This window comes from Phycisphaeraceae bacterium (assembly GCA_019636735.1).
GTDB lineage: Bacteria > Planctomycetota > Phycisphaerae > Phycisphaerales > SM1A02 > VGXK01.
Genome location: JAHBWY010000006.1, coordinates 36,110 through 62,072, shown reverse-complemented (window position 1 = coordinate 62,072; position 25,963 = coordinate 36,110). Strand labels below are relative to the sequence as shown.

The window sequence follows — 25,963 nt, the reverse complement described above, 5'->3', positions numbered from 1 at the left end:
AGCGGAGGGATCCGCCGCCGTCACCGCTCGACGGGCTCACCGTCGACCGCCGTCCGGTCGAGGCTCTGGAGCCGCGGCGGCTCGTAGTCGACCGGGTACTCGGGGCGAGGGCTGTACATGCCGCGAATCCACTGCATCGTGTCGCCCTTGAGGGCCTTGGCCGTGCCCGTGAAGACCGGCCGCCATCCCTTCACATCGGGGTGCGGATAGCGGGCTTCGGCGCGCGGCATTCCGTACTGGATGATCAGGCTCGACTCGGGATCCTCGAAGTCGACCAGCGGGTGGTCGAGCTTCGATCGCAGCAGGATGAGCAGGTTCGTGTATCGCACTCGATCAGTCCGGCTGTCCTGCCGGTGCAGGAAGAAGCGCCCCGCATCAATGCCGCCGTGGCACTGACTGGTGGCACAGTTCGGAATCAGCCACGCATCATGCACCTTGGTGCGAAAGACATTGAGCGCCCATGGCTCACTCGTCACCCGGACGCGGGGGTAGAGGTCCCGCGCCTTCAACTCGAAGAGGAGCCGCAGCACTCGCGTCGGCTCCCAGGAGAACATTCGATTTCGCTCGTCGTGACCGGTCGGCACGAGCGGGCTCGAGCCGTAGCGCGTGAGGAGGTCGCGAATCACATCCGGCGGGATGTCGATGCGCGGCGGACGCTTGAGATCCACTTCATAGACGCGGATCAGGTTCACATCGTCGGGGGAGAGCAGCCGTGAGGGGAGGATGTCTCTCAACTCCACCGGGCCCGTCGTGCGCCGAGCGCGAGGTTCGCCGCCGACTGGTTCGGTCTCCTCCGTCTGTCCGCGTGCGGCCCGTCGCCTGGCGGCCGCCGCCTGCATCGCGAGTTGCGCTTCAACCTGTCGCAGGAGGTCGCGCCCCTCGGGAAGATCGATCTCGCGAGTGAGCGATCGAAGTTCATCGGCGGCCAGTTCAAAGCGCTTCTCCGCCACGAGCCAACGCGCGAAGGTGAGCCGCTTGTCGATCTCGTTCTCCCGGATGGTCTCCTTGAAGCGCTGGTACTTCTCCTCGAAGCCCGGCTCAAGGGTCACGCCCGCGACGGCCTCACGCGGCATGCGGGTTCGGATTCCAGCGATTTCATACACGACCTCACTGAAATCATCGGAGTGAATCAGGGCTCTGAGGTCGGTGCCGTCACGGAGATGGATGATGCCATCCTGTCCGCCCTCTTCAGGGTCGACGAGCCGAACGATGCCGACGAGGCGACCCTTCGAGAAGCTTGCGACCGATCCCGTGCTGTCGCGGATCACCAGCGTCGAGTCATCTTCCGACTCGACCACGCCGCCCGCTTCCTTGTAGCGGTCGATGAAAACCCAGACTCGGCGCGGTCGAGGAGGCGGGCTCGTTCTCGAAGAGTCGGATGCGGGCGCGGGCTCCGCCGCGGGCGGCGCTGTTGGCTCGGGCGTCGGCTTTGGCGCAGGAGTTGGCGCAGGCTCACTCGGCGCGGCACTCGGAACTGGCGCGGGGGCTGGCTCGGGAGCCGATGCGGGCGGGCTCGCGGAGGGTGAGTTCGGGGAAGGGACCGGCTGCACCGGCACGGGCGCATCCTGCGGCGCCGGAGGCGGCGAAGGAGAGTCATCGAAGGCGCCCGCGCTCCCCACGAGCACGCAACTCAGAAGCCAGCCAGTCATGGAGCGCGGCATCTTACCGAGGATTCGCGCTGGTTCCGAACTCTCGGGGTGATGCAGCCCCACAATCACCCCGGGATCGGGCACACTGCCATCCGGAGCATGGTCGGAGGAGCCGTTGTGGATGGCGTCGTGCGCCTCCCAGGGCCTTCCCGGAGGAGTTCGTCCAATGAAGCTTGGCGTCATGAGTGCACTCTTTGCGGGCCGTCCTCTTGAGGAAGTCTGCGCCTTTGTGGCGTCGAACGGTCTGACGGCAATCGAGCTCCCCGTCGGTGCCTATCCGGGGCAGCCCTTCTTCGATCCGCGTCGCGTGCTGGCGAGCGCGCCTGAGCAGCGGCGCATTCGCTCGCTGCTGGCTGATCACGGGCTCTCGCTATCGGGCCTCGCGGTGCACGGCAATCCAGTGCATCCCAGTCGCGGTGTGGCGCGCGACCATCACTCCGCCTTCGAGACCGCGGTCAAGCTCGCCCCGTGTCTCGGCACGGACATCGTCATCACCTTCTCAGGCTGCCCTGGCGGCGCACGGGGCGACAAGTCGCCGAATTGGGTCACCTGCCCATGGCCCGGCGACTTTCTCGACACGCTTCGCTATCAATGGGATGAAGTGCTCGTGCCCTACTGGGCGGCGCAGGCGAAGCTTGCGTCGAAGCATGGTGTTCGCATCGCGTGGGAGGCGCATCCGGGCTTCTGCGTCTACAACCCCGACACGCTGATTCGCCTCAGCGCTCGTGCCATGAAGGCGAGCGGTCTCAAGGGCCGAGTCGTGCTTGGGGCCAATCTCGATCCATCACACTTCTTCTGGCAGGGGATCGATCCGATTCTCGCGGCGCGCGATCTCGGCGAGGCGGGGCTCCTTTTCCATGTGCATGCCAAGGACACCGAACTTTGTCCGAGCGAAGGGCCTCGCAACGGCTACCTCGATGCGCGCCCCTATGGCGATCTGAAGCACCGCGCATGGAGCTTCCGCACCTGTGGCGACGGACATGGCACCGAGTTCTGGAAGCCGTTCGTGAGCATGCTGCGCCGCCACGGTTACGACCATGTGCTCTCGATTGAGCACGAAGACGCGCTCATGAGCGTGGAAGAGGGCTTCCTCCGCGCAGTCGACTTTCTCTCGCAGTGCATCATCGAGGAGCCGGCCGCGAAGCCCTGGTGGACCTGAGCGTGCGCCACTCGGAGTCCGTCGACCGGCGCCGTCGTGGGCTGCGGCGATCACTGTCGAACCGCTCGTCCGTCACCGCGTCTGGGATTTCGAAGGCGAGACGGGCTCCTCGCGGGCACCCACGCGCTCAAGGCACCAGCGAGGTCCGACGAGCGTCCAGCCATCGAGCCGGACCGCGACGCCGATGAGGGGCTTGATGGGCGTGGGGCGCGGGGAGAGGGCGCTCCATGGAACACTGGCGGGCATGGCCCCGAGCAGCTGCCAGATGATCAGCGGCTCAAGGTGCAGGAACTCCTCATCGGCGGTGGTGTGAACACTGAAGCCAAGATTCAGGATGCCGAGACTGAAGCTCTGGAATCTTCGGGTCGTCGCATCGAGCCCCCGCGGCTGAAGTGGGTAGCGGGCAAAGACAGGGCGCCAGATCAGGTGAAAAGAGACGAGCGCGATGAGCGCGATCATCGCGATCGAGATCGCCGCGAAATGCACGCCGAGTGCGGGGCCCGACGAGACCAGGAGCAGCACGATCGCCGCATCGATCGCAAGGATGACCAGCAGGACCACGATGACTCGGGTGATCAATCGGCAAACTCCGAGATGCGCAGGTCGCGCGGCGCACTGACCTTGGTCGTCCACTCGACGGTCATCGCGTTCGCGCCGGTCGATGTGGCCGGGACAGAGAGATCCCAGCGCAGGATGCCCATCGGAGCCTCGTCCCGGAGATACTCGGGATCGGTCGAGAGGGGCCGAGTCAAGCCTTCGGTCGTCACCGTGATGCGCTCATCCTGGCTCACCGGGCGACGGTCGAGCACTTCAAGTCCGATCGGCCTGCCACTGCCATTCTCAATGACGATCCGGTAGCGGCGCGTCGTCTCTCTTGACTTGGAGAAGACGCCGGTTTCGGAGGTGATCTTCGAGACCAGCGTGCGCACCGCGCGAATCGAGCGATCAATGCCGAAGTCCACGATGCACTCGCCTCCCGGCGCCACGAGCCCCATCGGCGCCGTGCCGACATACTCGCTGCCCATGAAGACCTGGGCGGGCCCCGGGATGAGCTGGTAGGGACTCTCGTTGATCAATCGGCTTCGAAGGTAGACCGCATCGGTGAGAAGGGGAACGGCCGTGTGGACGAAGGTCGCCTTCGGCGCAATGGTGGCGACGCGCGTGCGCGTCCGGCGATCGGCGTTGCTCGGCACGCTGATCCGGCGAGGAAGTTCGAAGCTCACGGCCGTACCACCGTCGACAACGGCGGCACCGCCACTCCATGCCTCGAGCTCGGCGGCGTTCTTCGCGAACGCCATGGAGTCATGGGCTGCTCCGCCAGGTGCCGGCGCCGCCGCCAGTCGCTCGCTGGAGACGGCCGAGCGGGTGGGTGACGGCGGGGGAGGCGGCGGAATCACGCCGATCAGGAGCGGCGTCAGTGTGGGCGGATCGGCCCGGAGCGTCGGTTGTGCGGTCGAGATGGTCAGGGCGACATCGTTCCAATCCTCGCCGCTCTGCTGAAGGAGCGAAGCATCGAACTCGATCGAGACGGCACTTCGGTCGGTCGCCGCGCGGACCGAGTAGGCGGGAACCCATCCCGCATTGGTGACGAGATAGGTCAGTGAAACGGTGACCTCCGCGGACTGGGGCACGGCGAGCGTGACCTCCGCGCAGCGCTCGACCGAGCCGCCACGGCCCATGGCTGCGCGTCGCGCCTCGAGCGCCTTGAGCGACCGCTCGACTTCGCGCTGCCTATCCGCCAGAGCACGATCGGCCTCGACGAGGCGGGTTCGTTCGCGATGAACGAACTCGAGTTGACTCTGAAGCGCTCCGAGATCCAGTCGCTCGTTGCCGAGATCCCGCGTGGCGTCAGAGGAGACGCGGGTGCCGATCTGGTCGAGCAGGCGCGCCTGCGATGCCGTCAGCGAGCGATCCTCCGCCAGGCGCTCGATGACGATTCGGAGCGACTGAATCTCGGCGTCGAGCGCGACCATCGCGGGGGAGCCGGTGTCGGCGGCGACTGGTTGCTCGAGGTACTCGACATTGGTGAGCGTGGCACCCGGTGTCGATCTCGCCTGAAGAGTCTCGGGGCGAATGGAGGCGGGCAGTCCGACGAAGTGGAGCGCATGAGCGCCTTGTTCAAGAGAGACCGTGGTTGTTCGCGTGATCGCTGCTCGGCCCTGATAGACCGTCACCGCGGTGATCGGCGCATCGACCTTGAGCGTCCTGATGTCGATGGACCGTGGACCCTCGACTTGCGCGTGGGCGCTGGCCGCGATCGACACAAGGAGGACTGCAGCCGTGACTGCGCCCCGTCGACGGGATAGCCTCGTGAACAGTCCGTGCATAGTGTCGGCTCCTGGGTTCAACTGAATGGCCGGCAGCGCTGGTATGTGCCCGCGATTCTCGCAGGTGGATGCTACCCTGCGTCGAGGCCTGCTTCGTGTGAATCACGGCATCGGCTCACCAGGATTCTGCAATGATGGCCTGTGCGAAAGTCGTTCACGAGTGGCGCAGTCGATTCGGCGCTGCTCCATCGCAGGGTGGGTGCGTTCGACGCCATCTGATTCGGCTTGGCGGCGATCGTGCCGCGGTCGTGGTGCTGGGTGTCATGCTGGTGGTCGCCTTGCTTCTCACTCCCGGGTGCGGAGCGCTGCCTCGCAACCCGATCCCGGAAGAGAAGAGCGGACTTGCGACCGTTCCAGGAATGCCTGGCGTGCGTTTCTGGGGCGACGCCGCGGACCCGCAGATGATGGAGGCCTTTGTCGCCGCGCTTGATCGGGAGCGAGCCTCGCTTGGCCTGGGCAGCCTGAGGGAGTTGCCGCAGGCGCAGTTTCTGGGGCTCTCCGGGGGTGGTTCCGACGGCGCATTCGGAGCGGGCCTTCTCTGCGGCTGGACCGTCCATGGCACGCGTCCGCAGTTCGAGGTGGTCACCGGGGTCTCGACGGGGGCGCTGATTGCGCCGTTCGCGTTCCTGGGGCCCGATTACGACGATCTCCTGAGAGAGGTCTACACCAGCGTGTCGCTCTCTGACATCGCCAGGATTCGAGGTTTGATCAGGGGGCTCGTCTCCGACGCGCTCGCGGACAATGATCCACTTCGAGCGCTGGTCGAGCAGTTCGTTGACGACAAGGTCCTCGAAGCCGTCGCGGAGGAGTCTCGAAGGGGGCGATTGCTCATCATCGGAACCACGGACATGGACGCGGAGCGCCCGGTGATCTGGTCGATGGGCGCGATCGCTCGAAGCGGTCACCCCGACGCCCTCGCGCTCTTCCGCAAGGTGCTTCTCGCATCGGCCGCCATTCCAGGTGTCTTTCCACCGGCGATGATCGAAGTTGAGGTGGAGGTCGATGGCACGCTTCATCGCTATGACGAGATGCATGCCGATGGCGGCGTGACCACGCAGGTCTTCCTTTATCCGTCGTCATTCCGTTTCGATGGTCTGCCTTCCGAGGTGAGCTCGCGCGGTGGAAGCGTCTATGTCATCCGCAATGGGCGCATCGGGCCGTCCTTTCAGAGCATCGAGCGTCGGACGCTCCCCATCGCACGGCGAGCCATCGGCACGCTCATCAAGACGCAGGGCATCGGAGATCTGATCCGGATCTACCTCGCGTGCCTCCGCGATGGATTCGAGTATCGGCTGGCCTCGATCCCGAATGCCTATGTCGACTTGAACGCGGAACCATTCGATCCGGAGCACATGCGAGCGCTCTTCGACCTCGGCTTCGAAATGGCCAAGGGTGGATTCCCATGGCGCACGGCGCCGCCCGGCTTCGGTGAGCCCGCGGTGCTGCCACCCGAGGCAACTCCCGGGACCGACGGTGGAGGCTTGATCAATCCCGGCCGGGGGGGATGACACCGGTGAATCGCTCACTCACTCCGCGATTGAAGCATGGACACTCGATGACACCATCAAGCTCTCGCAACCGCGCGTCCCGGACCACACGACGTTTCCTTGCGCATCTCGTCGCCATCCCACTGCTGGCGCTCGGCTGTTCGGCGCCGCCTCGCAACGCCATTCCTAGGGAGCTCGTGCAGCAGGCGACGATTCCCGGAATGCACGATGTCCGCTACTGGGGCGACGAGGAGGATCACCGGCTCGAGGAGGCCTTCGCCCTTTCCCTTCGGCGCGAAGCCGACGCCCTCGGTGTTCGCTCACTCGATCAACTGCCCCCGGCGCACTTCCTGGCACTCTCCGGTGGAGGTTCCAACGGCGCCTTCGGCGCCGGCCTCCTCTGTGGATGGTCGATGCGCGGTGATCGTCCGACCTTCAAGATCGTGACAGGCGTCTCGACCGGGGCGCTCATTGCGCCATTCGCCTTTCTGGGGCAGGAGTACGACCATGTGCTGAAGGAGGTCTACACCACCGTCTCGACGGCCGATGTCGCGAAGATGCGTGGCGTTCTCGGAGGGCTTCTCTCCGACGGCATGGCGGACAGCACTCCACTCAGACATCTCGTCGAGAGATTCGTGACGCAGGAAGTCATGGAGAAGGTCGGCGAGGCCTCTCGAGAGGGTCGAGTCCTCATCATCGCGACCACGCACATGGACGCCCAGCGGCCCGTCATCTGGATCATGGGCCGCATCGCGCGGAGCGGCCACCCCGATGCGCTTCGCCTCTTTCGGGATGTGCTGATTGCATCGGCAGCGATTCCCGGGGTGTTCCCGCCCGTCATGATCGAGGTCGAGGCCGATGGGGCCCGCTACGACGAGATGCACGCCGACGGAGGCGTCTGTTCGCAGGTCTTTCTCTATCCATCCTCGTTCAGCTTCGAGGAGATCGACAAGGAACTCGGCATCCAGCGAGAGCGTCATGTCTATGTGATCAGAAACTCGCACCTTGCGGCGAGTTACGAAGCGGTCCCGCGCCGCACCCTGCCGATTTCGATTCGTGCGGTTGACACCCTCATTCGCACGCAGGGGATCGGCGACCTCTACCGCATCTATCTCGGCTGCCGACGCGACGGCCTCGACTACAGGCTCGCCTTCATTCCGCCCGACTTCAATGCCGAGAGCAAGGAAGCCTTCGATCCCGTCTACATGAAGCAGCTTTTTGATGTGGGCGAAGCGCTCGGGCGAGCCGGATACCCGTGGGCGTCAGCGCCGCCGGGGTTCGACCCCGGCCGTTGAGCGTGGGCGCGCCGCGACTCCGTGGCGGCGATGGCCGCGCGGCGCATGCCATGCACGCCATGAGTTGAAGCGTTCGCTGCCTCAGTCGAGGAGCGTCGCCCGCGTGCCCGCCCGCTCGAGTATCTCGGCGAGGCGCTTCGGATCGGGAATCCGACCTTCGCGCACCGCGGCGACGAGCTTGCGGTTCTCTTCGTCCTTGCGCAGGTAGCGCCGCGCAAGCCCGCCGATGGCGCCGGGATCGAGGTTGGCGAAGAAGTCCATGCCCTCGCGATAGACGATGCTCGAGGCGAGGCGCTTGGCCACCATCCACTCGAGATAGGGAGCGGGAATCTGGCTCCAGATGCGCTCCTCGGCGACCTCGAAGAGCACCGCCGGCAGGTGGGCGCGGACGAGATTTCTCGCAATGGCCCGGTCGTTGTCGCTCCAGCGGACCATCGACGCCTGGATCGCGTCGGCCGCGGCATTGATCACTCGGCTCGCCGTTGTCGCCAGCTCCGAGAGAGGTGTCTCGGGATGACGCCGATCCTCCGCGACGAGCAACATCGCCTCCGCCCGCGCGAAGGCGCGGAGCTTCTCGAGCACCTGCTCGACATAGGTCGGCTTGATCCTGAGGAACTCCTCATCGTCGACCACCATGCACGCCCCGATCTCATAGCTCGAGCAGATGACGCCGCACTTGTTCGCGGTGGAGTCCTTCACGATGGTGACGCCCTTGGCCGCGAGGAACTTCCGCGCCTCGGGGGTCAGGAAGAGGTTCGCGCCTTCGACGATAAGCGGGCTCGATGGCGTGCCGTCCGGGCGCAGGAACTCCATCCAGTTGCGCTCGTCGATCGTGGCCGGACGACCGCCGCCGGGAACGAAGGCATCGGAGACGAGCCGATTGTGCAGCGTGTTGCGAAGGAGCAGCCCTTCCGGCTCATCGACCGCCACCACGCGACCCTTGGGCGAAAGCTTCGCCTTGTCGAAGTGGGCGATCGGGAGCTCCGAGCGGAACAGGCGCAGGAGTTCCTCGTGATCGAGGCCGGCGGGATCTTCACCGACGCCCGAGCCGTCGGCGATGCCGATGATCCGTGCATTGGCCCCGTAGTCACGGTTGAGAATGCGGATCATGTTCCCGGCGACATCGCCATCGGGACCGCCGGTGATCTTGATGGTGAAGGGCTGCTTGCGGGGATCGATGCCCCTGGCCTTCAATCCGACCTCGAGGAAGACATTCACGCCTTCGCTGGTGACGCCGTACACCTTGTGGTTGATGCCGGCCCCGGGCTTCGAACTCATGAAGGCGTTCGGGAGCGGGTACTTCCGCTTCTTCGCCTGCGCAACGATCCACTCGATGTGCGTCGGCGTGATGTACTCATCCGGTCCGAGATAGATGAGCTCCTGCCGGCCCCAACGATCGACGATGAGCTGCGTGACCTCGGGATCGGGCGTGATGAGGTCGAGAATCGAGTTCACGAATGCCTTCACGCAGCGGGTGACATCGGCACCGGGCTCCAGCAGAATGGCGCACTTGGCGCCGCCCTCGGGGATGTCCTTGTTCTTGAGCTGCTGGGCGAAGGAGAGGCCGTAGACCTCGTCGTAGAGGCGCTCGCTCTCGCGGGCGTGCTCCGCCGCCGTGCGTGGTCTGACCACGCGCAGACCTCCGCGGGCAATCTCCTTGAAGCGCACATGGAAGCCATTGAAGCCGCGACCATGGACGAAGAAGACGCCGTATGGCAGCTCGGGGCGCCGAGAAGTGACCAGCAGCTTCGGATCGAGTCGCAGCGCGAGGCCGAATCGCCGGGGCAGCCAGTAGTTCGTTCGAAGCGTGGCCGCGACGATGTCCACGAAGGTCGTCAGGATCGTCCCGACACCGTCCGCGCCCTTGACCGACTCCGCTTCCGCACGGCACTCCGCAAGCCGACGGTCGAACTCGGCGTCGGGCATCGGAGACTCGGGGTTGAAGCGCTCGGCGAAGAGATCGACGATGCGCGTCGTGAGCGCCATGTGAAGCTCGGCCTTCGACATGATCCGCTCGGTCGCGAAGAGGAAGGAATTCGTGTGGACCAGCACCTGGTGGGCCAGGTCGACGAACCCGATGATCGCTTCAGCCTGAGGCAGGGTCAGCTCCGGATGGCGCCCCGCGAGGTCCAGAATGTCGAAGTCAATCCACTTGATCCGCAGCAACTGGGCGTGCACGCGCTTCCAGAGCTCACCCTCGGGGTCGATCGGCTGGCCGTCGGCCGTCTGGAGCACGAAGCCGAGGAAACTCACCGCGCCCGCGGGGGGATCCTTCACCTGATCGAGATACGCGCGGAGAATGTTGATTCGACCGCGGCTCAGCAAAATGGCGACGCGCTCGAGCATGGTGCGCGTTCGGGCATTCGAGAAGGCGATGGTGATGCGAGTCTGCGAGGGATCGGCCTCGGCCTCGATCTCGACGCGCGTGCCATCGGTGCCGCTGACGGCGCGATGGAGCTGCCAGTGCTTGAAGAAGCGGTAGGGCGTGAGGGTCAGCACATACTCCGCGGCACAGCCCTGCGTGTAGCGGGCGACCTGCTCCTCGGAGAGTTCGGGAATGTGCAGCTTCGCGTGCTCGATGAAGAGGCGCAGCTTCTCCGCCTGAGCGGGATCCGATGGATCGAAGGGCGTGCGATCACCGAACTCGAAGGTGTCGAGGACCAGTTGGCCATCGGCGCTCGAGTGGATCTTCGCCGCTCGGAGCTCCGGCTCCATCGGCAGTGCGCCGACGAGTTCGGCGAGCACGCCTGGACGATTGCCCGGCGTGATGCGCGTCAGGATGCGGCCATCCTCGCTGCGGAGCGTGGTATCAAGCGGCGAACCGCTGGTGCGCGCCGCGATGATGGCACGCAGATGGCGACGCACATCGTCCACCGGCGTGTCCTGGAAGTACATCGGTGGCATCTGCGACACGAACCACGGCACGAGGTTGTCGGCGGACTCCCGGAAGCCGCGCACGAGGTCGTCGACGAGATGGGTCGGATCCGGCAGAGCGCCGAGGGTGGGGGCGGTACCGCTGGATGAAGCCGAAGAGGGCGAGCGCATCCGATTGTCTTACCCCTAGGTGGCGTAAGGATCAAGGACTCCCCTAAGCTGACCCCTCTTTCTAACGGTGAGCTTCCCGGATAACGCTTCCGGGAGTGCTTCGCTCCCCTCGCCATGCCCGCCCCAACCGCCTGCTGTATCGGCAACTTTGACGGAGTGCACCTCGGCCACCGGGCGCTCCTGGATCGAGCCCGGGCCGGTGTTGGACCGGAGGGGCGGGTGGTCGCGGTCACTTTCGATCCCCACCCGCTTGCGGTGCTTCGCCCGGGGGATGCCCCCCCGAGGCTGGTCTCCCTGAAGGAGCGGACGGAGCTGCTGCATCGAGCCGGTGCCGACGAGGTGGTCGTCCTGAACTCGACCGATTCGTTCCTTGCGACCGACGCCGTCGACTTCATCCGGGACTTGCAACAGCGCCTGCACTTCACGCTCGTCGTTGAGGGGCCCGGATTCCGATTCGGTCGCGGCCGCACGGGCACCCTCGAGCTCCTGAAGAAGCTGGGCGTCGACATGGGATTCGCGGTTGCCACTGTAGACCGGGTCCAGGTCACACTTCGGGATTGCTCGAAGGTCACTGCGAGCAGTTCACTCGCGCGCTGGCTGCTCGCCCTGGGGCGCGTCGAGGATGTCGCCCGGATTCTCGGCAGACCCTTTGAACTTGCCGGCCGAGTGGTTCGCGCCGATCAGCGAGGCCGGACCATCGGATACCCGACCGCCAACATCGACCACGGCGACCTGATGCTTCCCGCCGATGGGATCTACGCCGCTCGAGCGGAGTTACCCGATGGCTCGACCCGCGCGGCGGCTGTCAGCGTTGGAACGAAGCCGACCTTCGGGCGCAGCGAGCGCACCTGCGAGTCATTCCTGCTCGACTTCAACGGTTGGACGGAGGCCTACGGCTGGCCGCTTCGACTGAGCTTCGCCGCGTGGATCAGGGAGCAGTATCGCTTCGACAGCGTCGAGGCGCTCATTGCGCAGATGGGCCGCGATGTCGAGAGGGTCCGTCGCGTCATGGAAGAAGCGGGAGAGCCGCAGGGAGCCACGGCATGAGCAGAGGAGCGGGCGAAAGGGCGGGTCCTGAGGGGTCGGCGCCGGGGCCCTATGTGGGCAACATCGACGCGGCCCGCGCGGCGGCTCGCCTGCGTTCGGCGAAGCGCGTCGTGGTCACGACTCATGTCAAGCCCGACGGAGATGCGATCGGAAGCGTGCTGGCGATCCTTCGCATGGTGCGCCGCCTTGGAGGCGAGGCGCACGCATGGCTTGGGGGGCCGGTGGATCTCGCGCTCGGCGCGTTTCTTCGTGATGAACACATTGGTGATCCGCGCCGCGCCCTTCCGACCGAGGAGCCCGACATGGTGGTCGTCGTCGACACCGGAAGCTGGTCGCAGCTCGACTTGATGGCGCCGTGGGTCCGGAGCAGGGCGGAGAAGACGCTCCTCATCGATCATCATCGTGGTGGTGATCCGACGGTCGCGAGCGAGCGTCTCATTGATCCCGCGTGCGCGTCGACCACGCAGCTCCTTCTTCGAGTCGTCGACGCGCTTGAAGTTCCCCTGCGAGCACCGGGAGAGCGCGAGCAGGGGTCGCTCGCGGAAGCGCTCTTCATCGGCCTCGCGACCGACACCGGCTGGTTTCGCTTCTCGAATGCCGATGCCGCGGTCTTTGACGCCGTCGCGCGCCTGCTTCGCGCCGGGGTGTCGAAGGATCGCCTCTACCGGATCATCGAGGAGACGGCGCGGCCGGAGCGCATGCGGATTCTCGCGCGGGCGCTCGCCTCGCTGGAGTTGCACGCGGCGGGAAAGGCCGCCGTCATGGTGCTCTCGCGCGAAGACTTCTCCTCGTCGGGCGGCGGTCCCGAGGATCTCTCCGGCCTGATCAATGTGCCAATGGCGATCGGCTCAGTCGAAGTGAGCGTCCTTCTCTCCCAGAGTGAAGTTGGAGAGGTGAAGCTCAGCTTTCGCAGCAAGCCGCCGATCGAGGCCGGCGGTGCCATCGTTGATGTGAATGCCTTTGCCGCACGCTTCGGCGGCGGTGGCCATGTCCATGCCGCCGGCGCACGGATCAAGGGAACACTCGACGAAGTCCTTCAATGCGTGCGAGCGGAACTCGACACGCTGAAGGTGTGACTGGGCCCCGAGTGACGCGGGGTCAGTTCTTCCCTCAGCTTGCGGAGTCAGCCTTGCTGTCGAATGCGTCGGACTTCGGCGTGTCGGCGGAGGCGATGGGAACTCGAATCTTGTAGCCGAGACGGAGAATGGCGGAGCGGATCGCCGCATCGTTCTGCGGCTCTTCGAGTTCGACCACGGCACGCTTGGTCTCGAGGTCCACGGTGCAGTTGGCGACTCCGGGCAGGCGCGCGATTCGGCGGCGGACCGACGAAGCGCATCCCTTGCAATGCATGCCTTCGATTTCGTATTCGAAGGTCGCGGCAATGGCGTTCGGATCGAAGCCCGCCTCGGGGTCGTGGAGGTCGATCTCGGCGACCGGAGTCGGTCCGTGATGCGCATCGGCGGCGTCGTCATCACTCGCCTTGGTCTTGGCAACTTGCGAAGTGGCGCTCTCGGAAACGCTGCAGTCGCAGCCCGCCAGCGCGAAGGGAAGGGAGCAGGTCAAGGCCCCGATGACGATGCCGGTCAAGGTTCTCGAGGTGCTCATGATCGGGATGGTAGGCGGGCCGCCGCCCGGAGCAAGGCGGGCAGCAGGAGGGTGGTCGCGGCCAGCATCGAGAGGGTGGAAATCACCATCAGCACGCCAAGGCTCTGGAGCCCCCGGTGGTGGGCGAAGAGGAGGCCGCCGAAGCCGATCACGGTGGTGAGCGCCGTCACCATCACGGCGCGGCGGGTGCTGCCGAAGCCGGCCCTCAGACCTTCGCGGGCGCGATGGGCAATGTGGATGCACGCATCTGAACCGAGGCCGAGGGCGATGGGGATACCGAAGAAGTTCGCCAGGTTGAAGCTCACGCCGAGAAGCGCCATCATCCCGAGGGTCCAGGCGAGCGCGGCGCCCAGAGCCACCAGGCACGCCACGGTCTCCCTGATCGAGCGCAGATCGAGGAAGAGCACCAGGGCGACGAAGATCGCGGAGGCGACGCCCTGGATGAGGAAACTCCGTTCAAGCAGGAGCATCGACTCGAACTGTGTGATCGGCACCCCGGTCACCTGCGGATCGACTCGACGCATCGCGGCGACGAACGCCTGCATGGGCTTGAACTCCCAGACATCCTGCGCCGGGTGAAGCCGAACGCAGAAGTGCCCGCTCTCGCTTGTGAACTCATCGCGCACTGCGTCGGGCAAGGCGTCGCGCAGCGTGCCTCGTGCGCCGAGGCCCATCTGCGCAAGTGATCGTGCAACCTGCCGAAGGCCAAGTTCGATCGCCAGATGTCGCGCGGAGATCATCGCCTCGGAGTGCACGGCGGGGTCGAGTTCGTCGGCGAGCGCGTGAAGACGGCGGCCGAGGTCTCGCAGCTCGCTCGCCTGCGCCGGTGCAGCGACCGCCGCAAGAAGCGCCATCCTGCCAACTGACCCCGCCGCATTGAGAAGGTCGTCGCGCGAAATGGCGCCCGCACTGGCGAGACCGTTCGATCGAGCGCTCGCCGGTGCTGCGGCGGTCGGCGAAGCGGCCGCACTCAAGCCCGGAATCCGCGTCGCCTCGCCGAGCGCCTCAAGGAGTGTCGTCCGCGTCGGCGTCGGCATGGCGACGAGGTCGAGCACGCTCCGCACGGCACCGATGGCGGGCTCGCGGCCAGCCGCCTCAACCACCGGGGGAATGTCCTCGATCTCATTGACGATAACCGCTCCGAACCAGGTCTCGCTCGCATCGTCCTCGATGATCCGCTTCTCCCAGCGCACGGCATCGACCGTGTCAGCCTGGAGCTTGAGCAGGTTGCTCTCGAAGCGAACGAGCCCGGGCGCGACCACGGCAGCGGTGATGGCGAGACCGAGTCCGATCACGAGGATGGCCAGGTGCCTCGTCGCGAGTTCGGCGCGATCGGTTCGAGCGGTCGCGGGCCGTTCGCGCCCCATGATGAATGTCGTTCTGATCTTGCCGCCATTGTCGAAGAGGTCGAGCAGGATGGGCAGGAGCAGCGCCATCGTCATCATGCAGACGACGAGCCCGATGCCGGCGATCATCCCCAGCTCGCGCAATCCCTGGAATGGAGTGAAAAGCGCGATCAGGAAGGTGCCCCCGGCAATCAGCGCGCCGGTGAGATTGCTCGGGACTGCCGTCCGGATCATGTGCCGGATGGCGCCGCGCCGCTGCAAGCGCCGACGCCCCTCGGAGTAGCGGGCCACCATGTGGATGCCGTAGTCGAGTCCGACACCGACAAGCACCAGCATGAAGACGAGACTCAGCAGATTCAATCGCCCCACCAGAAGCGACGCGAGCCCGAAGGTCATCGCGGCGCCAACTCCGAACGCGACCACGGCCAGGAGCGGCCGGCGCACACTTCGGAAGACGACCATGAAGAGCAGCGACACCAGGCCGACGCCGGCGATTGCGGCGCGGGTCATGTCGGTGTTCGTCGTGGACATCTCATCGGCCTGGAGCACCGGCTTTCCAGTGAGGCCGATCTCGACATCGGGAACCTGCCGCTGCACCTGGTTGATGACCGCGCGAATCCGATCGAGCGGCTCACGGATCACCGAGAGCGTTCCGTAGTCCTTCCTTGGGAGGATCGTCACGAAGAGGAAGCGACCGAGTTCATGCGGTGGATCGGGAATCGAGAGAAATCGGAGTGGCCGCTCGGTCGCCAGCGCGAAGTGGGCATCTCCTGCGCTCTGCCCCGCCGCGATGGCCCGAAGGGCGAAGATGGCGGCTGCGCCTTCGCGCTCAAGCGCCGCTCGTCCGCCGGTTTCGGCCCCGGGTGAGAGGAGGCGGTCAAGGCGCGCCTGCGCCTGGGCGAGCACCTCGTGGGCGGGGGCGCGGGAGAGGAGCGAAGGGAACGCATCGGAGGCAAGCAGGAGACCTCGCAACTCCTCCTGGCTCATCCCCGGGCTCCATGGCGCCAGACGCCACTGCTCATCTGAAGTGATGAAGCCATGCACTTCGGGCAGCTCGGGATCTGCGCGGAGCGCTTCGACGAGCGCCACCACCGCCTGCTTCGCCTCGGCGTGGCGCGGCCGCACGGCACCGAGCGGCTTCGCATCCACGGCGATGATGAGGTACTCGAGGTCTCCGAAGATGCGCTTGAAGTCGCGATACTCCACCATGAAAGGGTGGTGTTCACCGATCAGGGAGTCGGTGTCCGCATCGGGCCGGAGCGTCCGGGCGGCATAGATCGACGCGGCCAGCGCCAATCCCACCAGCAGGGTCAGCACTCGAAGCCGATGCTGGAGCAGGAAGGCCGCAAGCGTGTCCATCAATCGGCGGCGCATCTGGTGATCACTTCGGCCTCAGGCCGAACCTCCGGGCACACGCGTTGTCATGACGGTGCTCCAGGGAAGCACTCTGGCACAGAGGCCCGTCACGACACTTGTGGTCAGGTGGCTCGAAGGCATGGTCGAATCACGACACTCGTGGCTTCGCGCGCGAGGGCGACGAAGGCCGCCACACGGCTCAGTCCGTGTCAGGCATGGGCGCGCAGCGAGAGATCGTAACCCGAATTCACCGGCGGAGGACTGTCATGGCGAAGCGCTCGGCGCTTCGTCGGCCGACGGCTTCGCGGAACCCTCAGAGGGCGGGTTGTGCTTCGTGTTGTCTTGATCCGAGCCATTGGCCGCGCCGTTCGGAGCGCTCGGCGCCGCTATCTCCGCGGCCCCATCGGGGGAATCCCTGGGCGCGTCGACCTCGGTGGGCGGCGGCAGATTCGCCGGTGCCTGAAAGAGCGCCTCGTCGATCGCATCGGTCTCAATCGACTGGATCACCATCGTCTGCGTCGTGTTCCCGACGGTCTGCGAGATGCGAGTCGGAACCACGCGCCCATTGAAGTCGCGAAAGGCATCGAAGCGCTGCACCACCGAGAGCAATCCCACGGGGCTCTGCAATCGCCGTCCAAATCCGAGCATGTGCCCCGAGTCGACGCTGAACCACCCCTGGGCCACGGCGCCATCGGAATCTGTGAAACGCACAAGCCAGCAAGGCTCACCGCTGAACTCGCGGGCGCCGATCACCTCGACCTTCTCGTAGAGTTCTTGCAGTCGTAGATCGCGATCGATCCACGCTTCGCGCTGCTGCTCGCGAAGTTCCGCGCCTTCGAGGCGACGCACTCGACCGTCGGGCGAGATGCTCCACGCATTGACTCCGTCGTACCCCTTGACCATCGTGCCGACCCCCTCGATGTTCATGGTCGAGACGAAGAGGTCGGGCGCCTTGCGATGCACGACGACGGTACCCGTGGCCTCATTCGGCAGCCCCTGAGGGCCAACCTGCGAGCGAATCTCGACTCGCATTCTGACCGTTCGCCTGGTGTCGCTGGCCCACGCCTCTCGGCCGCCCAGGGCCTCGACATATCGATCGAGAATCTCGGTGGCGGAAGGAAGGGGCGCCGCCTCGGTGGCGCTCTCCTGCGGCGCCGGGGCAGGCGCAGGCTCGGCAGGATCGCGCGGAGCGTCCGGCACCGCCCGAGGCGCCGGAGCCGGCGGTGTCGGGGGAGTCGTCGCTGCAGTCGACGCGTGCAGGGCGCAGGCAAGAGCGAGGGCTTCGATCATGAACATGGCTTGAGTCTCCGCATCCCGACAAGAAAGGCGCCGGCGCCGTCCCGTGAGGAACGCACACCGGCGCCTTGAGCACACACTCGATCAGTCACGAGGTCAACCGTGACCCATCAGCCCTGAGTCCCCCAGAGGCCGAGCAGGATGGCGAGGTCGGCACCATCGGTGGTGCCGTCACCATTCAGGTCCGACAGGCCGGGCTGACCCCAGTTGCCAAGCACGATCGCCAGGTCCGCGCCGTCGACATTGCCGTCAAGGTTGATGTCGGGCGACTGCCAGTGGCCTCGGAAGAGGGCCAGCGCACGAGCCGCTGCGCGCTTGCCGACCGAGGATCCGCTCACTCGACCTGGGAGGTCGTCGGCCATTGGATGAATACCGCCGTAGATGCGGGAGATACCCGCCTCATCGGCGGCGTCGTAGTAGCTCACCCACTGGAGCGTGATGTTCTCAGAGGGCGAGATCTCGAAGTGTGACCATCCCGTCGGCATGGTGAATGAGAAGAGGCCGTTCGGGAAGTACTGGCTGCCGGTGAACACGACCATCGCCTCGGCCGCCGCGCGGCTGTAGGTGCTGTGACCCGAGGTGTAGCCGGGGAAGGGCGGCGTCACGAAGGCCGACGACTGGTAGGGCATCCAGCGATCCGCGAGCTCCCAGCCGACGCCGTAGAGCTGGTTCGTGGCGAGGTCTGGGCCGACGACGGTGGTGGTATAGAGGCCAGCCTGGTCTGCCGTCCTGCGGAGACCCACCGAGTCGATGACGGAGTCCCACTGCTCCCAGTCGAGTTCGCCCGCGTCGAAGAAGTCGAGATCCTGGCCGAGATAGCCGTTGAATCCGCTCACGAGCAGGTGCGTCGAGTTGCCGATCTTCCGGATGGGCTGGTCCATGATCGCATCGGCCTTGCCGAGCGTGTAGCTCGCCTTGGCGATCACGAAAGTTCCATTGGCACCAATCTGGTGGCCGGAGAGATCAACGACATTCTGGATGCGTCCCTGGGGGCTCGGAACCTTGGTCTGCACTTCATCACCAATGACAATGTAAGTCAGTCCATTGAGCGACATTCCGGGGGGACCGCTGAGCTCGATGAACTGATCCACGGGATCGCCCACCTGGCTCAGGCGAATCTCGGTGATCATCGGGGTTCGAGCGCGGATGCCGGGGTTGAGAACGCCCGGTGAGTCATTGGTTCCGACATGCCAGCCACCGACATGCCAGCCCGATCCCGTGCGATAGACATGGCCGGGCAAAGCGCCGAAGTTGGCGACACCAGTCACGCCTCCGTAGAAGCCGCCGAGCCAGGTTCGAATGGCCAGGCTGCCGACATGGGAGTTCATGCCGATCGGCTCGCCGGAGAGCGGCTCATAGACGAGGTGAGGGAAATCAGCGAAGCGACCGCCCGGAAGGACATCCTCCTCGGTGACCTGCTCGATGAGTCCGGGGATGAGCGGAAGACCTGACGGGTGGTAGTTTGGCGCGCCGGGATCGCTCGACTGTCCAAGCTGCGCCATCCAGCGGATGAGCGAGATCGGACGAGCGGAGTCGTAGTAGCCCTTGCGGCCCCATGCGGCGATCGCCGCATCGTGATTCGCTCCACCGAGCGTGATGTAGAGCTTCGCGTCCCACTCCAGGCGGTCCAGGACCGGGCCAACGCCACCGATCTGGAAGGGGATGTTCTGCGCGGCCATGACATCGGAAACTTCGTTGGCGAGCTTGTGCCAGTGACCGGGGGGCGTCTCCGAGGTCGGGCCGTCGGCCCAGTACTCTGCAACCACGCGGGCGTAGTCAGCAAGCTTCACGATGTTCGGCGCGTACGGCTCGTTGGTGACCGGGTTGAGACCGTAGCCGTTCATGACATAGCTGCCCAGGGGGCAGTTGTGCCAGACGGCGGGAGAGATGTCGATGAGCGGCGAATCCGTGGGGTCCATCAGCGAACTCTTCTGGATGACATCGACCGCGTCGAGCTTCATCTGCAAGGAGCCATGCACTGGCGGACCGCTTCCATCGACGGCGCTGAAATAGATCCCCGTGACGGGATCGCGATCGAAGGTCGTGAGTGCGAACGAGGTCACCGGGCCCCAGTGCGGGCAGAGCACGCCCTGAATCGACGCACCGACGATCTCTCCGTTCTGGAGAATCAGGAAGTCGAAGGCGAGAGGCTGCCAGCGATTGGGCTGGAACATGTTGGTGCCGGGCACCTTGAAGGGCATCGGCGGGTTCTGTGGCGTGTAGCCATTGTTCGGTGCGTAGTTGCCGGCCTGGTTCGAGCCGTCGACATTGCCCTGAGCAATGATGATCGACGCGATGCGATTGCCGATCTCGGCGGGCGAGTTGCCGACCGTCGAGGTGAAGTTCTTGTCGTAGCCCAGCGCCGCGAAGGTCGCATCGATGTTCGCGTTGATCTGGACGATGTTCGGACCATTGCCCGCGACGAAACGATTCTTCAGGATTCGGTATGCAGCGAAGCTGATCGTCTCGTGCCGCGCGGCCTCGATGTCCTTCGCCGTGTGCTTCTCAAAGAAGAAGCGTCCGCGCGCGACCGGGTCGTAGGTCGCCCAGCCGTCGTAGACGGCCGAGGACATGTGGTAGAGGTTTCGAGCATGCACCGGTGGCCGAGGCGTGCTCAGCCGAATAGCGGCCAGAGTCTCCTCGTCCCACACGCGTGCGATGGTCCAGTTGGGATTGATGTCCGCCGCCACGATGGACGAGAAGAGACCCGCCACCACGATTCCAGCCAATTTCTTCATCACCTTCTCCACAGCTTTCAGTTGCTTGCGACGCCCACGACGAACGGCTCGCCAAACGCCGTGCCGGGACCCTCGAGTCCCTTGGCAACACACTGAGGAGCGTAATCGGGGACTCTCGGAAGTCAACAGACAACGCTTCGTCAATTCTCAAAGAGCCGGCCGCCGACGAGAACCTTGATCGCACGCCCGGTGACGCTCCAGCCATCGAAGGGGCAGTTCCGGCTCAGCGACTTGAATGAGGCCACATCGATGGTCCACTTCAGCGCCGGGTCGATAACCGTGATGTCAGCGGGTCCACCCACGGAGAGCGTGCCGAGGCCCATTCGATCGAGGCCGCACAATCGAGCGGGCTCGATGGTCATGAGGGCGATCAGGCGCGGCCACTCGATCAATCCAGTCTCAACGAGCGCTTTCGCATAGAGCGGCAATGCGCACTCGAGCCCGATGATTCCAAATGGCGCCGCGGCGAAGTCGCGCGCCTTTTCGCTCGAGGTGTGCGGCGCATGATCGGTGGCGAGCACGGTGATCGTGCCGTCCGCGACGCCCTTGCGGAGCGCCTCGACATCGGCGCTGCCGCGGAGCGGTGGATTCATCTTCGCCTGCGGGTTGTAGCCTTCGCAGGCGCTGTCGGTGAGGAGCAGATGGTGAGGGGACGCTTCGCCGGTCGCAGGCGCGCCTTCAGCGCGGGCTCGCCTGAGAATCTCCACGCTGTCACCGCACGAGAGATGCTGGCCGTGCCAGCGGCAGCCGATCTTGCGATTGAGCCGCAGATCACGCTCCACGATGAGGGACTCGGCGACACTCGGCCAGCCGGTGAGGCCGAGTTTGGCAGAGATGGCACCCGCGTGCATCACTGCGTCGCGCGTCAGCGACGGCTCCTGACAGTGCTGCATGAATGCGCGATCGACGCTGCGGCAGGTGAGGAGCACGCGATGCATGACGGCCGCTTCAGCCACGCAGTCGCCATCGTCAGTGAAGCCGACCGCACCGGCGCGGGCCATGGCGCCGATGGGGGCGAGAGCCTCGCCACGCCGACCGACGGTGGCAGCGCCAACGCAGAAGACACGAGCGAAGCCCGCTTCGCGCGCCCGCATCTGCACGAAGTCAACGAGGCTCGGGAGGTCGATCGCCGGCGCTGTGTTCGGCATGCAGCAGACCGTCGTGAATCCGCCGGCGACTGCCGCCTCGGCGCCCGAACGAATCGTCTCCTTGTACTCGGCACCCGGTTCACGAAGGTGAACATGCGGATCGATCAGGCCCGGTGCCACGAGGCAGCCGTCGCAATCAACCACTTGCGCGTCACTGTCGCGAAGTGGGGTGGTGCTGATGCGCTCGATCCGGTCGCCGACGACGAGGAGGTCGGCAGGGCCGTCCTGGCCGTGATTCGGGGCAATCACGCGCCCGCCTCGGAGCAAGACGCGTGGTGCTTCTGTCGACGGCATCGCCGCGGAATATAGCCGCGGATCGGCCGGCGAAGGCATCGGTCTGCGCCCCGGCTGTTGTCAGGGGACCATCAATGGCCAATGGAAAGGGCCCGCTCCGAAATCGGAGCGAGCCCTTCCTTCGATCATGCGTCCTGTCGGCCAGCGAGAACTGGCCGGAGGGCGTCAGTTCGTGGTGGTCTTGCCGGAGCAGCCGCTCTTGGACTTGCAGCAACCGCTCTTGGTGCCGCTGACGGCGCCGGGAGCAACCTCAGCCTTGTCGCCGCAGCCAGCCTTCGCCGCGCAGCAACCGCTCTTCGCGCCGCTGACCGCACCGGGCGAAGCGCTGTCGCCGCAGCCGGCCTTCGCCGCGCAGCAACCGCTCTTCTCGCCGCTGACCGCGCCGGGGGCGGCCGAGTCGCCACACGAGGCCTTCGCGCAGCAGCCAGCCTTGGTGCCGCTGACGGTACCGGGGCTCGCCTGCGAGGCGTTCGGGGTCGTGTTACAGGCGGCCATGGAGGCCAGCACGAGGCCAGCCGCGAACATGCAGAATCGCTTCATGAAATCACTCTCCTTCGAAGGGTTCCAAACTCGTGTTCCGAAACACAATGAGTGGCCAGTGCGCACTGGCCGTTGGCGATGATATCGGCTTGGGGCAGGCGGGATGCCACTTCTTCGGCAGATTCCGCGCTCTCGGTCGCGAGCCGTGCTCCTCGCACGCGCAGGCCTGCCAGAGCGCTCTTTCCCCCCGAAATCATCGAGAGATCTACCCTTTCTTCCGTGACAGGATCCATGCAAGAGCCCGCACCAGATCAGCCCCCCGGCGGTGGTTGTGACGATGGTGACACAGTCCGCGCACGGCTCCTCGCGCGGGCCCGGGAGCTCCCCAGGTGCCCGGGGGTCTACCTGTTGAAGGACGCTGAGGAGCGCGTCATCTATGTCGGCAAGGCGTCGTCGCTGCCGTCGCGCGTGTCGAGCTACTTCCAACAGAGCGCCGACCACGGGCTTCGCAAGGAACCCATGCTCGAGGCGATCCGAGACTTCGATGTCATCGAGTGTGAAGGGGAGTGGGAGGCGCTGCTGATGGAGGCGCGCCTCATCAAGGACCTGCGCCCCAGATTCAACGCGCGACTCACCGATGACAAGACCTTTCCCTATCTCGCGGTGACGATGCGGGACGACTTCCCTGGTGTGTTCGTGACGCGCGACCCGGCCAGCGAGCGCTTCAAGGGAGCCAGGATCTTCGGGCCGTTCACGAGCGTCGCCAGCCTGCGTCACGCGGTCCAGCTCCTCCAGCGCGTCTTCCAGTTCCGCACCTGTGAGCTGGAGATCCGCGAAGGTGATCCGCGCAACCGGAGCGTCCGGCCCTGCCTGCTTCACTCGATCGGGCAGTGCACGGCGCCGTGTGCTGATCGTGTCTCGCGCGAACGCTATCGACGGGACATCGACCGCTTCCTGCGCTTCTTCGAGAGCCGGCGAAGCGTGATGTTGCGCGAGCTGCGCCAGGAGATGGAGAAGGCGAGTGCCGCGCGGCGCTTCGAAGAGGCCGCCGTACTCCGCGACCAGATCACCGCGATCGAGAAGCTTGATGACCGCGAGCGCCGCCGCGGCGAGGTCGAGTACGACTGGCAGCCGGAGGTGACCTTCGTGGCGGGCGATCCGTCGGCGGGGGAGCGGAGCCTGCGCCGCACGCTGGGATTGGAGCAGCCGATCCGCTGCATGGAGGCCTTCGACATTGCGCATCTCGGCGGAGGCGAGACGGTCGCGAGCAAGGTGGCGTTTGTCGATGGCCGACCCTTCAAGGATGGGTACCGGCGCTTTCGCGTCCGCAGTGCCTCAAACGATGACTACCAGGCGCTGCGCGAAGTGGTCGGGCGCCGATACCGCGAAGCGGGTCGAGGTGAAGAGCTCTTTCCCGATCTGATCCTCATCGATGGAGGAGCGGGGCAACTTCGCGCGGCGCTCGATGCCTTCGAGGCGCTGGAGCAGCAGCCGCCGATGGTGATTGCCCTCGCGAAGAAGGACGAGCTCATTTTTGTGCAGCATGAGAGCGAGCCGATCCGGCTTGGCCGGGAGAACCCCGGCCTCAAGCTCTGTCAGGCCATCAGGGATGAAGCGCACCGATTCGCGAGGCACTATCACCATGTCCTGCGACGCCGCGCGGTCACCGGAGTTGATGCGCCGCTCATCGGGAGCGCACGGCGGCGCAAGAGAGCGCAGTCGAAGGCGGCGCCGTCCGGAGCCAGCGCCGCGGGCGAGTTGGCGGAGCGTCCACCGAATGAAGGCGATCCGCCGAGTGTCCCGGGACCGCCGCCGAAACACCGGCGTACGCCGAAGCCGCTGCGCACACCGAAGCGGAAGTCGATCGACGGAAGTGACGCGCCGTCGCAGGGCGAGCCCTCGTGAGGCCGCCGTTCCTGGTGTCGAGTGACGAGCAAGGCGTAGTCCTTCGGGTGAAGGTTGTGCCTCGAGCATCGCGCCGAGGTGCGGGCGGAGTCGTCGGCGATCGACTGAAGGTCCGCGTGCAGGAACCACCCGAGGATGGACGCGCCAATGAGGCGCTCGTCGAGGTGCTCGCCGACGCCCTCGGAGTGTCGCGCCGATCCATTCACATTCTGAGCGGCCATGCGTCCCCGGAGAAGCAGGTCAGGATTGAAGGCCTCGCGCCGGAGCGCCTCGAAGATATCGGATGAGCGCCGCGCGCTGACGACTTCACCCCGCAGGAGGATCGATCGCTGTCGGATTTGGTGTTTGGAAGTCGTGAGCGCGAATGTAGCATTGTCAATCCGCTTGGGGCGGGTACCCGGGGCCAAGTTGTTCTGACTCGTGAACCATCGACGACGCAAGAGATCCCGACAGCACGCCGCCGCCGAGGAGCATTCATCCGGTCGGGCGATGGCGGTCATGTCGCACCCGATGGTTCCCGGTGGAGCGCCGGAGATGATCGTCACGCCGGGCGACCTTGAGTCGTTTGTTGCGCACGCGCGGGGGCACCAGGTCCTCGCCTTCGACACCGAGTTCATCGGCGAGGAGAGCTTCCGTCCGCGGATCTGCCTCGTGCAGCTTGCGACTCCGGAGCGCGTGGCGCTCGTCGATCCCTTTGAGTTCGACTCGCTCGAGCCGATCTGGGAGTTGGTGGCCGACCCGGCGATGCTCACCGTGGTGCATGCGGGAGAGCAGGATGTGCAAGCGGTGCGCCTGGCGCTCGGCCGACAACCCGAGAGGCTGATTGACACGCAGATCGCTGCGGCGATGGTGGGCATGCCGTGGCCATGCAGTCTCGGCGCGATGGTTGAACAACTCGTCGGGCATCGACCCGCCAAGGCGCACACCTTCACCAACTGGGATGCGCGGCCGCTGACCCCGTCGCAACTTCGCTACGCCGCCGATGATGTGCGCTACTTGCCGCTGGCGTGGATGGAACTCGAGCGGGAACTCGATCGCCGGGGCCGGCGCGAGTGGGCCCTTCGCGAGAGCGAGGAGGTGCTGGCTGGAGATCTCGTCTTCGACCCGGCGCGACAGATCAAGCGGGCGGCGCGGGGTGAGTCGCTGAAGCCCACCGCGATGAGCACGCTGCGCGAGGTCATCCTGGTGCGGCATGCCCTTGCCGAGCGCGAGGATATGCCGCCGAGGGCGCTTCTCCCTGACGCGGTGGCGCTCGAACTTGCACGACGACGACCGGCGACGAAGGCACAACTGGGCTCGCTTCGCGGAGTTCCGAGAAAGATCGTGCAGGATCACGCGGATGAGATTCTCGCGGCCGTGGAGAGGGCGAAGACGCTTCCTCAGGCGAGTGGCGATCCGGCGGCCTTGCTGGAAGACGCCTCGGTTCGTGCGGAGATCGACGCCCTGTGGCTCGCGGCGCAGGCTCGCTGCCTGGCGCTCGACCTTGCCCCCGGGCTCCTCATGAGCCGCAGTGGATTCTCCGAGTGGTACGCGGCCCGCCTGGCGCGGATGGGTCGTGCCGCAGGGGGCAACCGAGGCAAGGTCGCATCTTCCGGTGATGGCGGCGCGGAGACCGACACCGCGCCATCGACGGGAGATCCACCGCTCTTTGCTGCCGGAGACTGGCGGCGCGAAGCCCTCGGCGACTGGATCGAGCGCTTCGTTGAAGGTCGCGAGCCGCTGCGCCTCTGCTGGCGAGGTGGGTTGCGCGATCTTCCGGAAGGTTCATCTGCCGAGGGGTGAGGCC

18 protein-coding genes are annotated in these 25,963 nt (G+C 65.8%); 8 read left to right on the top strand and 10 right to left on the bottom strand.

Going from position 1 to position 25,963, the window contains the following annotated elements; all coding sequences use genetic code 11:
• Nucleotides 1-20 precede the first annotated feature (20 nt).
• Nucleotides 21-1,832, bottom strand: a complete 1,812-nt coding sequence (locus KF724_09580; GenBank protein MBX3355935.1) for a hypothetical protein — start codon at nt 1,830-1,832, stop codon at nt 21-23.
• On the opposite strand from KF724_09580, the gene KF724_09575 reads away from it, so the two are divergent.
• The gene (locus tag KF724_09575) at nt 1,816-2,808 is read left to right on the top strand and encodes a sugar phosphate isomerase/epimerase (GenBank protein MBX3355934.1); all 993 of its coding nucleotides are present in this window, start codon (nt 1,816-1,818) and stop codon (nt 2,806-2,808) included. The genes KF724_09580 and KF724_09575 overlap by 17 nt on opposite strands.
• Before the next feature lie 72 nt (nt 2,809-2,880).
• Here KF724_09575 and KF724_09570 read toward each other — a convergent pair whose 3' ends face one another.
• Nucleotides 2,881-3,387, bottom strand: coding sequence for a hypothetical protein (locus KF724_09570; GenBank protein ID MBX3355933.1), 507 nt, complete (start codon nt 3,385-3,387; stop codon nt 2,881-2,883).
• Nucleotides 3,384-5,072, bottom strand: coding sequence for a mucoidy inhibitor MuiA family protein (locus KF724_09565; GenBank protein ID MBX3355932.1), 1,689 nt, complete (start codon nt 5,070-5,072; stop codon nt 3,384-3,386). The genes KF724_09570 and KF724_09565 overlap by 4 nt, the downstream gene beginning before the upstream one ends.
• 194 nt (nt 5,073-5,266) lie before the next feature.
• On the opposite strand from KF724_09565, the gene KF724_09560 reads away from it, so the two are divergent.
• Together KF724_09560 and KF724_09555 are read left to right on the top strand one after the other, a co-directional pair.
• Nucleotides 5,267-6,643 (top strand): patatin-like phospholipase family protein, encoded by a 1,377-nt coding sequence (locus tag KF724_09560; GenBank protein ID MBX3355931.1) that lies wholly within the window; start codon nt 5,267-5,269, stop codon nt 6,641-6,643.
• A 47-nt stretch (nt 6,644-6,690) separates the two neighbouring features.
• Entirely contained in the window at nt 6,691-7,917 is a 1,227-nt protein-coding gene (locus KF724_09555; protein ID MBX3355930.1) for a patatin-like phospholipase family protein, read from the top strand.
• A gap of 81 nt (nt 7,918-7,998) precedes the next feature.
• Here KF724_09555 and KF724_09550 read toward each other — a convergent pair whose 3' ends face one another.
• A complete protein-coding gene (locus KF724_09550; protein MBX3355929.1) occupies nt 7,999-10,962 on the bottom strand; it encodes an NAD-glutamate dehydrogenase in 2,964 nt (987 codons plus the stop codon).
• Between the two features lie 114 nt (nt 10,963-11,076).
• On the opposite strand from KF724_09550, the gene ribF reads away from it, so the two are divergent.
• Together ribF and KF724_09540 are read left to right on the top strand one after the other, a co-directional pair.
• Nucleotides 11,077-12,009: a riboflavin biosynthesis protein RibF gene (ribF, locus tag KF724_09545; protein MBX3355928.1), complete on the top strand. Its 933-nt coding sequence runs from the start codon at nt 11,077-11,079 to the stop codon at nt 12,007-12,009.
• A complete protein-coding gene (locus KF724_09540; GenBank protein ID MBX3355927.1) occupies nt 12,006-13,085 on the top strand; it encodes a DHH family phosphoesterase in 1,080 nt (359 codons plus the stop codon). The genes ribF and KF724_09540 overlap by 4 nt, the downstream gene beginning before the upstream one ends.
• Before the next feature lie 34 nt (nt 13,086-13,119).
• Here KF724_09540 and KF724_09535 read toward each other — a convergent pair whose 3' ends face one another.
• The 6 genes from KF724_09535 to KF724_09510 form a co-directional block, all read right to left on the bottom strand.
• Nucleotides 13,120-13,614 carry a heavy-metal-associated domain-containing protein gene (locus tag KF724_09535; protein ID MBX3355926.1) on the bottom strand — a complete coding sequence of 165 codons (495 nt, stop codon included), beginning with the start codon at nt 13,612-13,614 and terminating at the stop codon, nt 13,120-13,122.
• Nucleotides 13,611-16,334 (bottom strand): MMPL family transporter, encoded by a 2,724-nt coding sequence (locus KF724_09530; GenBank protein MBX3355925.1) that lies wholly within the window; start codon nt 16,332-16,334, stop codon nt 13,611-13,613. Before KF724_09530 ends, KF724_09535 begins: the two co-directional genes overlap by 4 nt.
• A 246-nt stretch (nt 16,335-16,580) precedes the next feature.
• Entirely contained in the window at nt 16,581-17,612 is a 1,032-nt protein-coding gene (locus tag KF724_09525; protein MBX3355924.1) for a hypothetical protein, read from the bottom strand.
• A 110-nt stretch (nt 17,613-17,722) separates the two neighbouring features.
• Nucleotides 17,723-20,350 carry a hypothetical protein gene (locus tag KF724_09520; protein ID MBX3355923.1) on the bottom strand — a complete coding sequence of 876 codons (2,628 nt, stop codon included), beginning with the start codon at nt 20,348-20,350 and terminating at the stop codon, nt 17,723-17,725.
• 140 nt (nt 20,351-20,490) lie between these two features.
• Nucleotides 20,491-21,792 (bottom strand): dihydroorotase, encoded by a 1,302-nt coding sequence (locus KF724_09515; GenBank protein ID MBX3355922.1) that lies wholly within the window; start codon nt 21,790-21,792, stop codon nt 20,491-20,493.
• 165 nt (nt 21,793-21,957) lie between these two features.
• Nucleotides 21,958-22,332: a hypothetical protein gene (locus KF724_09510; protein ID MBX3355921.1), complete on the bottom strand. Its 375-nt coding sequence runs from the start codon at nt 22,330-22,332 to the stop codon at nt 21,958-21,960.
• A gap of 231 nt (nt 22,333-22,563) precedes the next feature.
• On the opposite strand from KF724_09510, the gene KF724_09505 reads away from it, so the two are divergent.
• The 3 genes from KF724_09505 to KF724_09495 all read left to right on the top strand — a co-directional run bounded on the left by KF724_09505 (nt 22,564) and on the right by KF724_09495 (nt 25,959).
• Nucleotides 22,564-24,177, top strand: a complete 1,614-nt coding sequence (locus tag KF724_09505) for an excinuclease ABC subunit UvrC (protein ID MBX3355920.1) — start codon at nt 22,564-22,566, stop codon at nt 24,175-24,177.
• 47 nt (nt 24,178-24,224) lie between these two features.
• Nucleotides 24,225-24,464 carry a DUF167 domain-containing protein gene (locus tag KF724_09500; GenBank protein ID MBX3355919.1) on the top strand — a complete coding sequence of 80 codons (240 nt, stop codon included), beginning with the start codon at nt 24,225-24,227 and terminating at the stop codon, nt 24,462-24,464.
• A 211-nt stretch (nt 24,465-24,675) separates the two neighbouring features.
• Nucleotides 24,676-25,959, top strand: coding sequence for an HRDC domain-containing protein (locus tag KF724_09495; protein MBX3355918.1), 1,284 nt, complete (start codon nt 24,676-24,678; stop codon nt 25,957-25,959).
• Nucleotides 25,960-25,963: the final 4 nt, after the last annotated feature.

Coding starts and splice junctions, on each gene's coding strand:
- KF724_09575 (MBX3355934.1), top strand. CDS start 1,816: ATGAAGCTTGGCGTCATGAGTGCACTCTTTGCGGGCCGTCCTCTTGAG.
- KF724_09560 (MBX3355931.1), top strand. CDS start 5,267: ATGATGGCCTGTGCGAAAGTCGTTCACGAGTGGCGCAGTCGATTCGGC.
- KF724_09520 (MBX3355923.1), bottom strand. CDS start 20,350: ATGAAGAAATTGGCTGGAATCGTGGTGGCGGGTCTCTTCTCGTCCATC.
- KF724_09580 (MBX3355935.1), bottom strand. CDS start 1,832: ATGACGCCAAGCTTCATTGGACGAACTCCTCCGGGAAGGCCCTGGGAG.
- KF724_09550 (MBX3355929.1), bottom strand. CDS start 10,962: ATGCGCTCGCCCTCTTCGGCTTCATCCAGCGGTACCGCCCCCACCCTC.
- KF724_09515 (MBX3355922.1), bottom strand. CDS start 21,792: ATGCCGTCGACAGAAGCACCACGCGTCTTGCTCCGAGGCGGGCGCGTG.
- KF724_09540 (MBX3355927.1), top strand. CDS start 12,006: ATGAGCAGAGGAGCGGGCGAAAGGGCGGGTCCTGAGGGGTCGGCGCCG.
- KF724_09505 (MBX3355920.1), top strand. CDS start 22,564: ATGCAAGAGCCCGCACCAGATCAGCCCCCCGGCGGTGGTTGTGACGAT.
- ribF (MBX3355928.1), top strand. CDS start 11,077: ATGCCCGCCCCAACCGCCTGCTGTATCGGCAACTTTGACGGAGTGCAC.
- KF724_09530 (MBX3355925.1), bottom strand. CDS start 16,334: ATGCGCCGCCGATTGATGGACACGCTTGCGGCCTTCCTGCTCCAGCAT.
- KF724_09510 (MBX3355921.1), bottom strand. CDS start 22,332: ATGAAGCGATTCTGCATGTTCGCGGCTGGCCTCGTGCTGGCCTCCATG.
- KF724_09525 (MBX3355924.1), bottom strand. CDS start 17,612: ATGTTCATGATCGAAGCCCTCGCTCTTGCCTGCGCCCTGCACGCGTCG.
- KF724_09535 (MBX3355926.1), bottom strand. CDS start 13,614: ATGAGCACCTCGAGAACCTTGACCGGCATCGTCATCGGGGCCTTGACC.
- KF724_09495 (MBX3355918.1), top strand. CDS start 24,676: ATGTCGCACCCGATGGTTCCCGGTGGAGCGCCGGAGATGATCGTCACG.
- KF724_09555 (MBX3355930.1), top strand. CDS start 6,691: ATGACACCATCAAGCTCTCGCAACCGCGCGTCCCGGACCACACGACGT.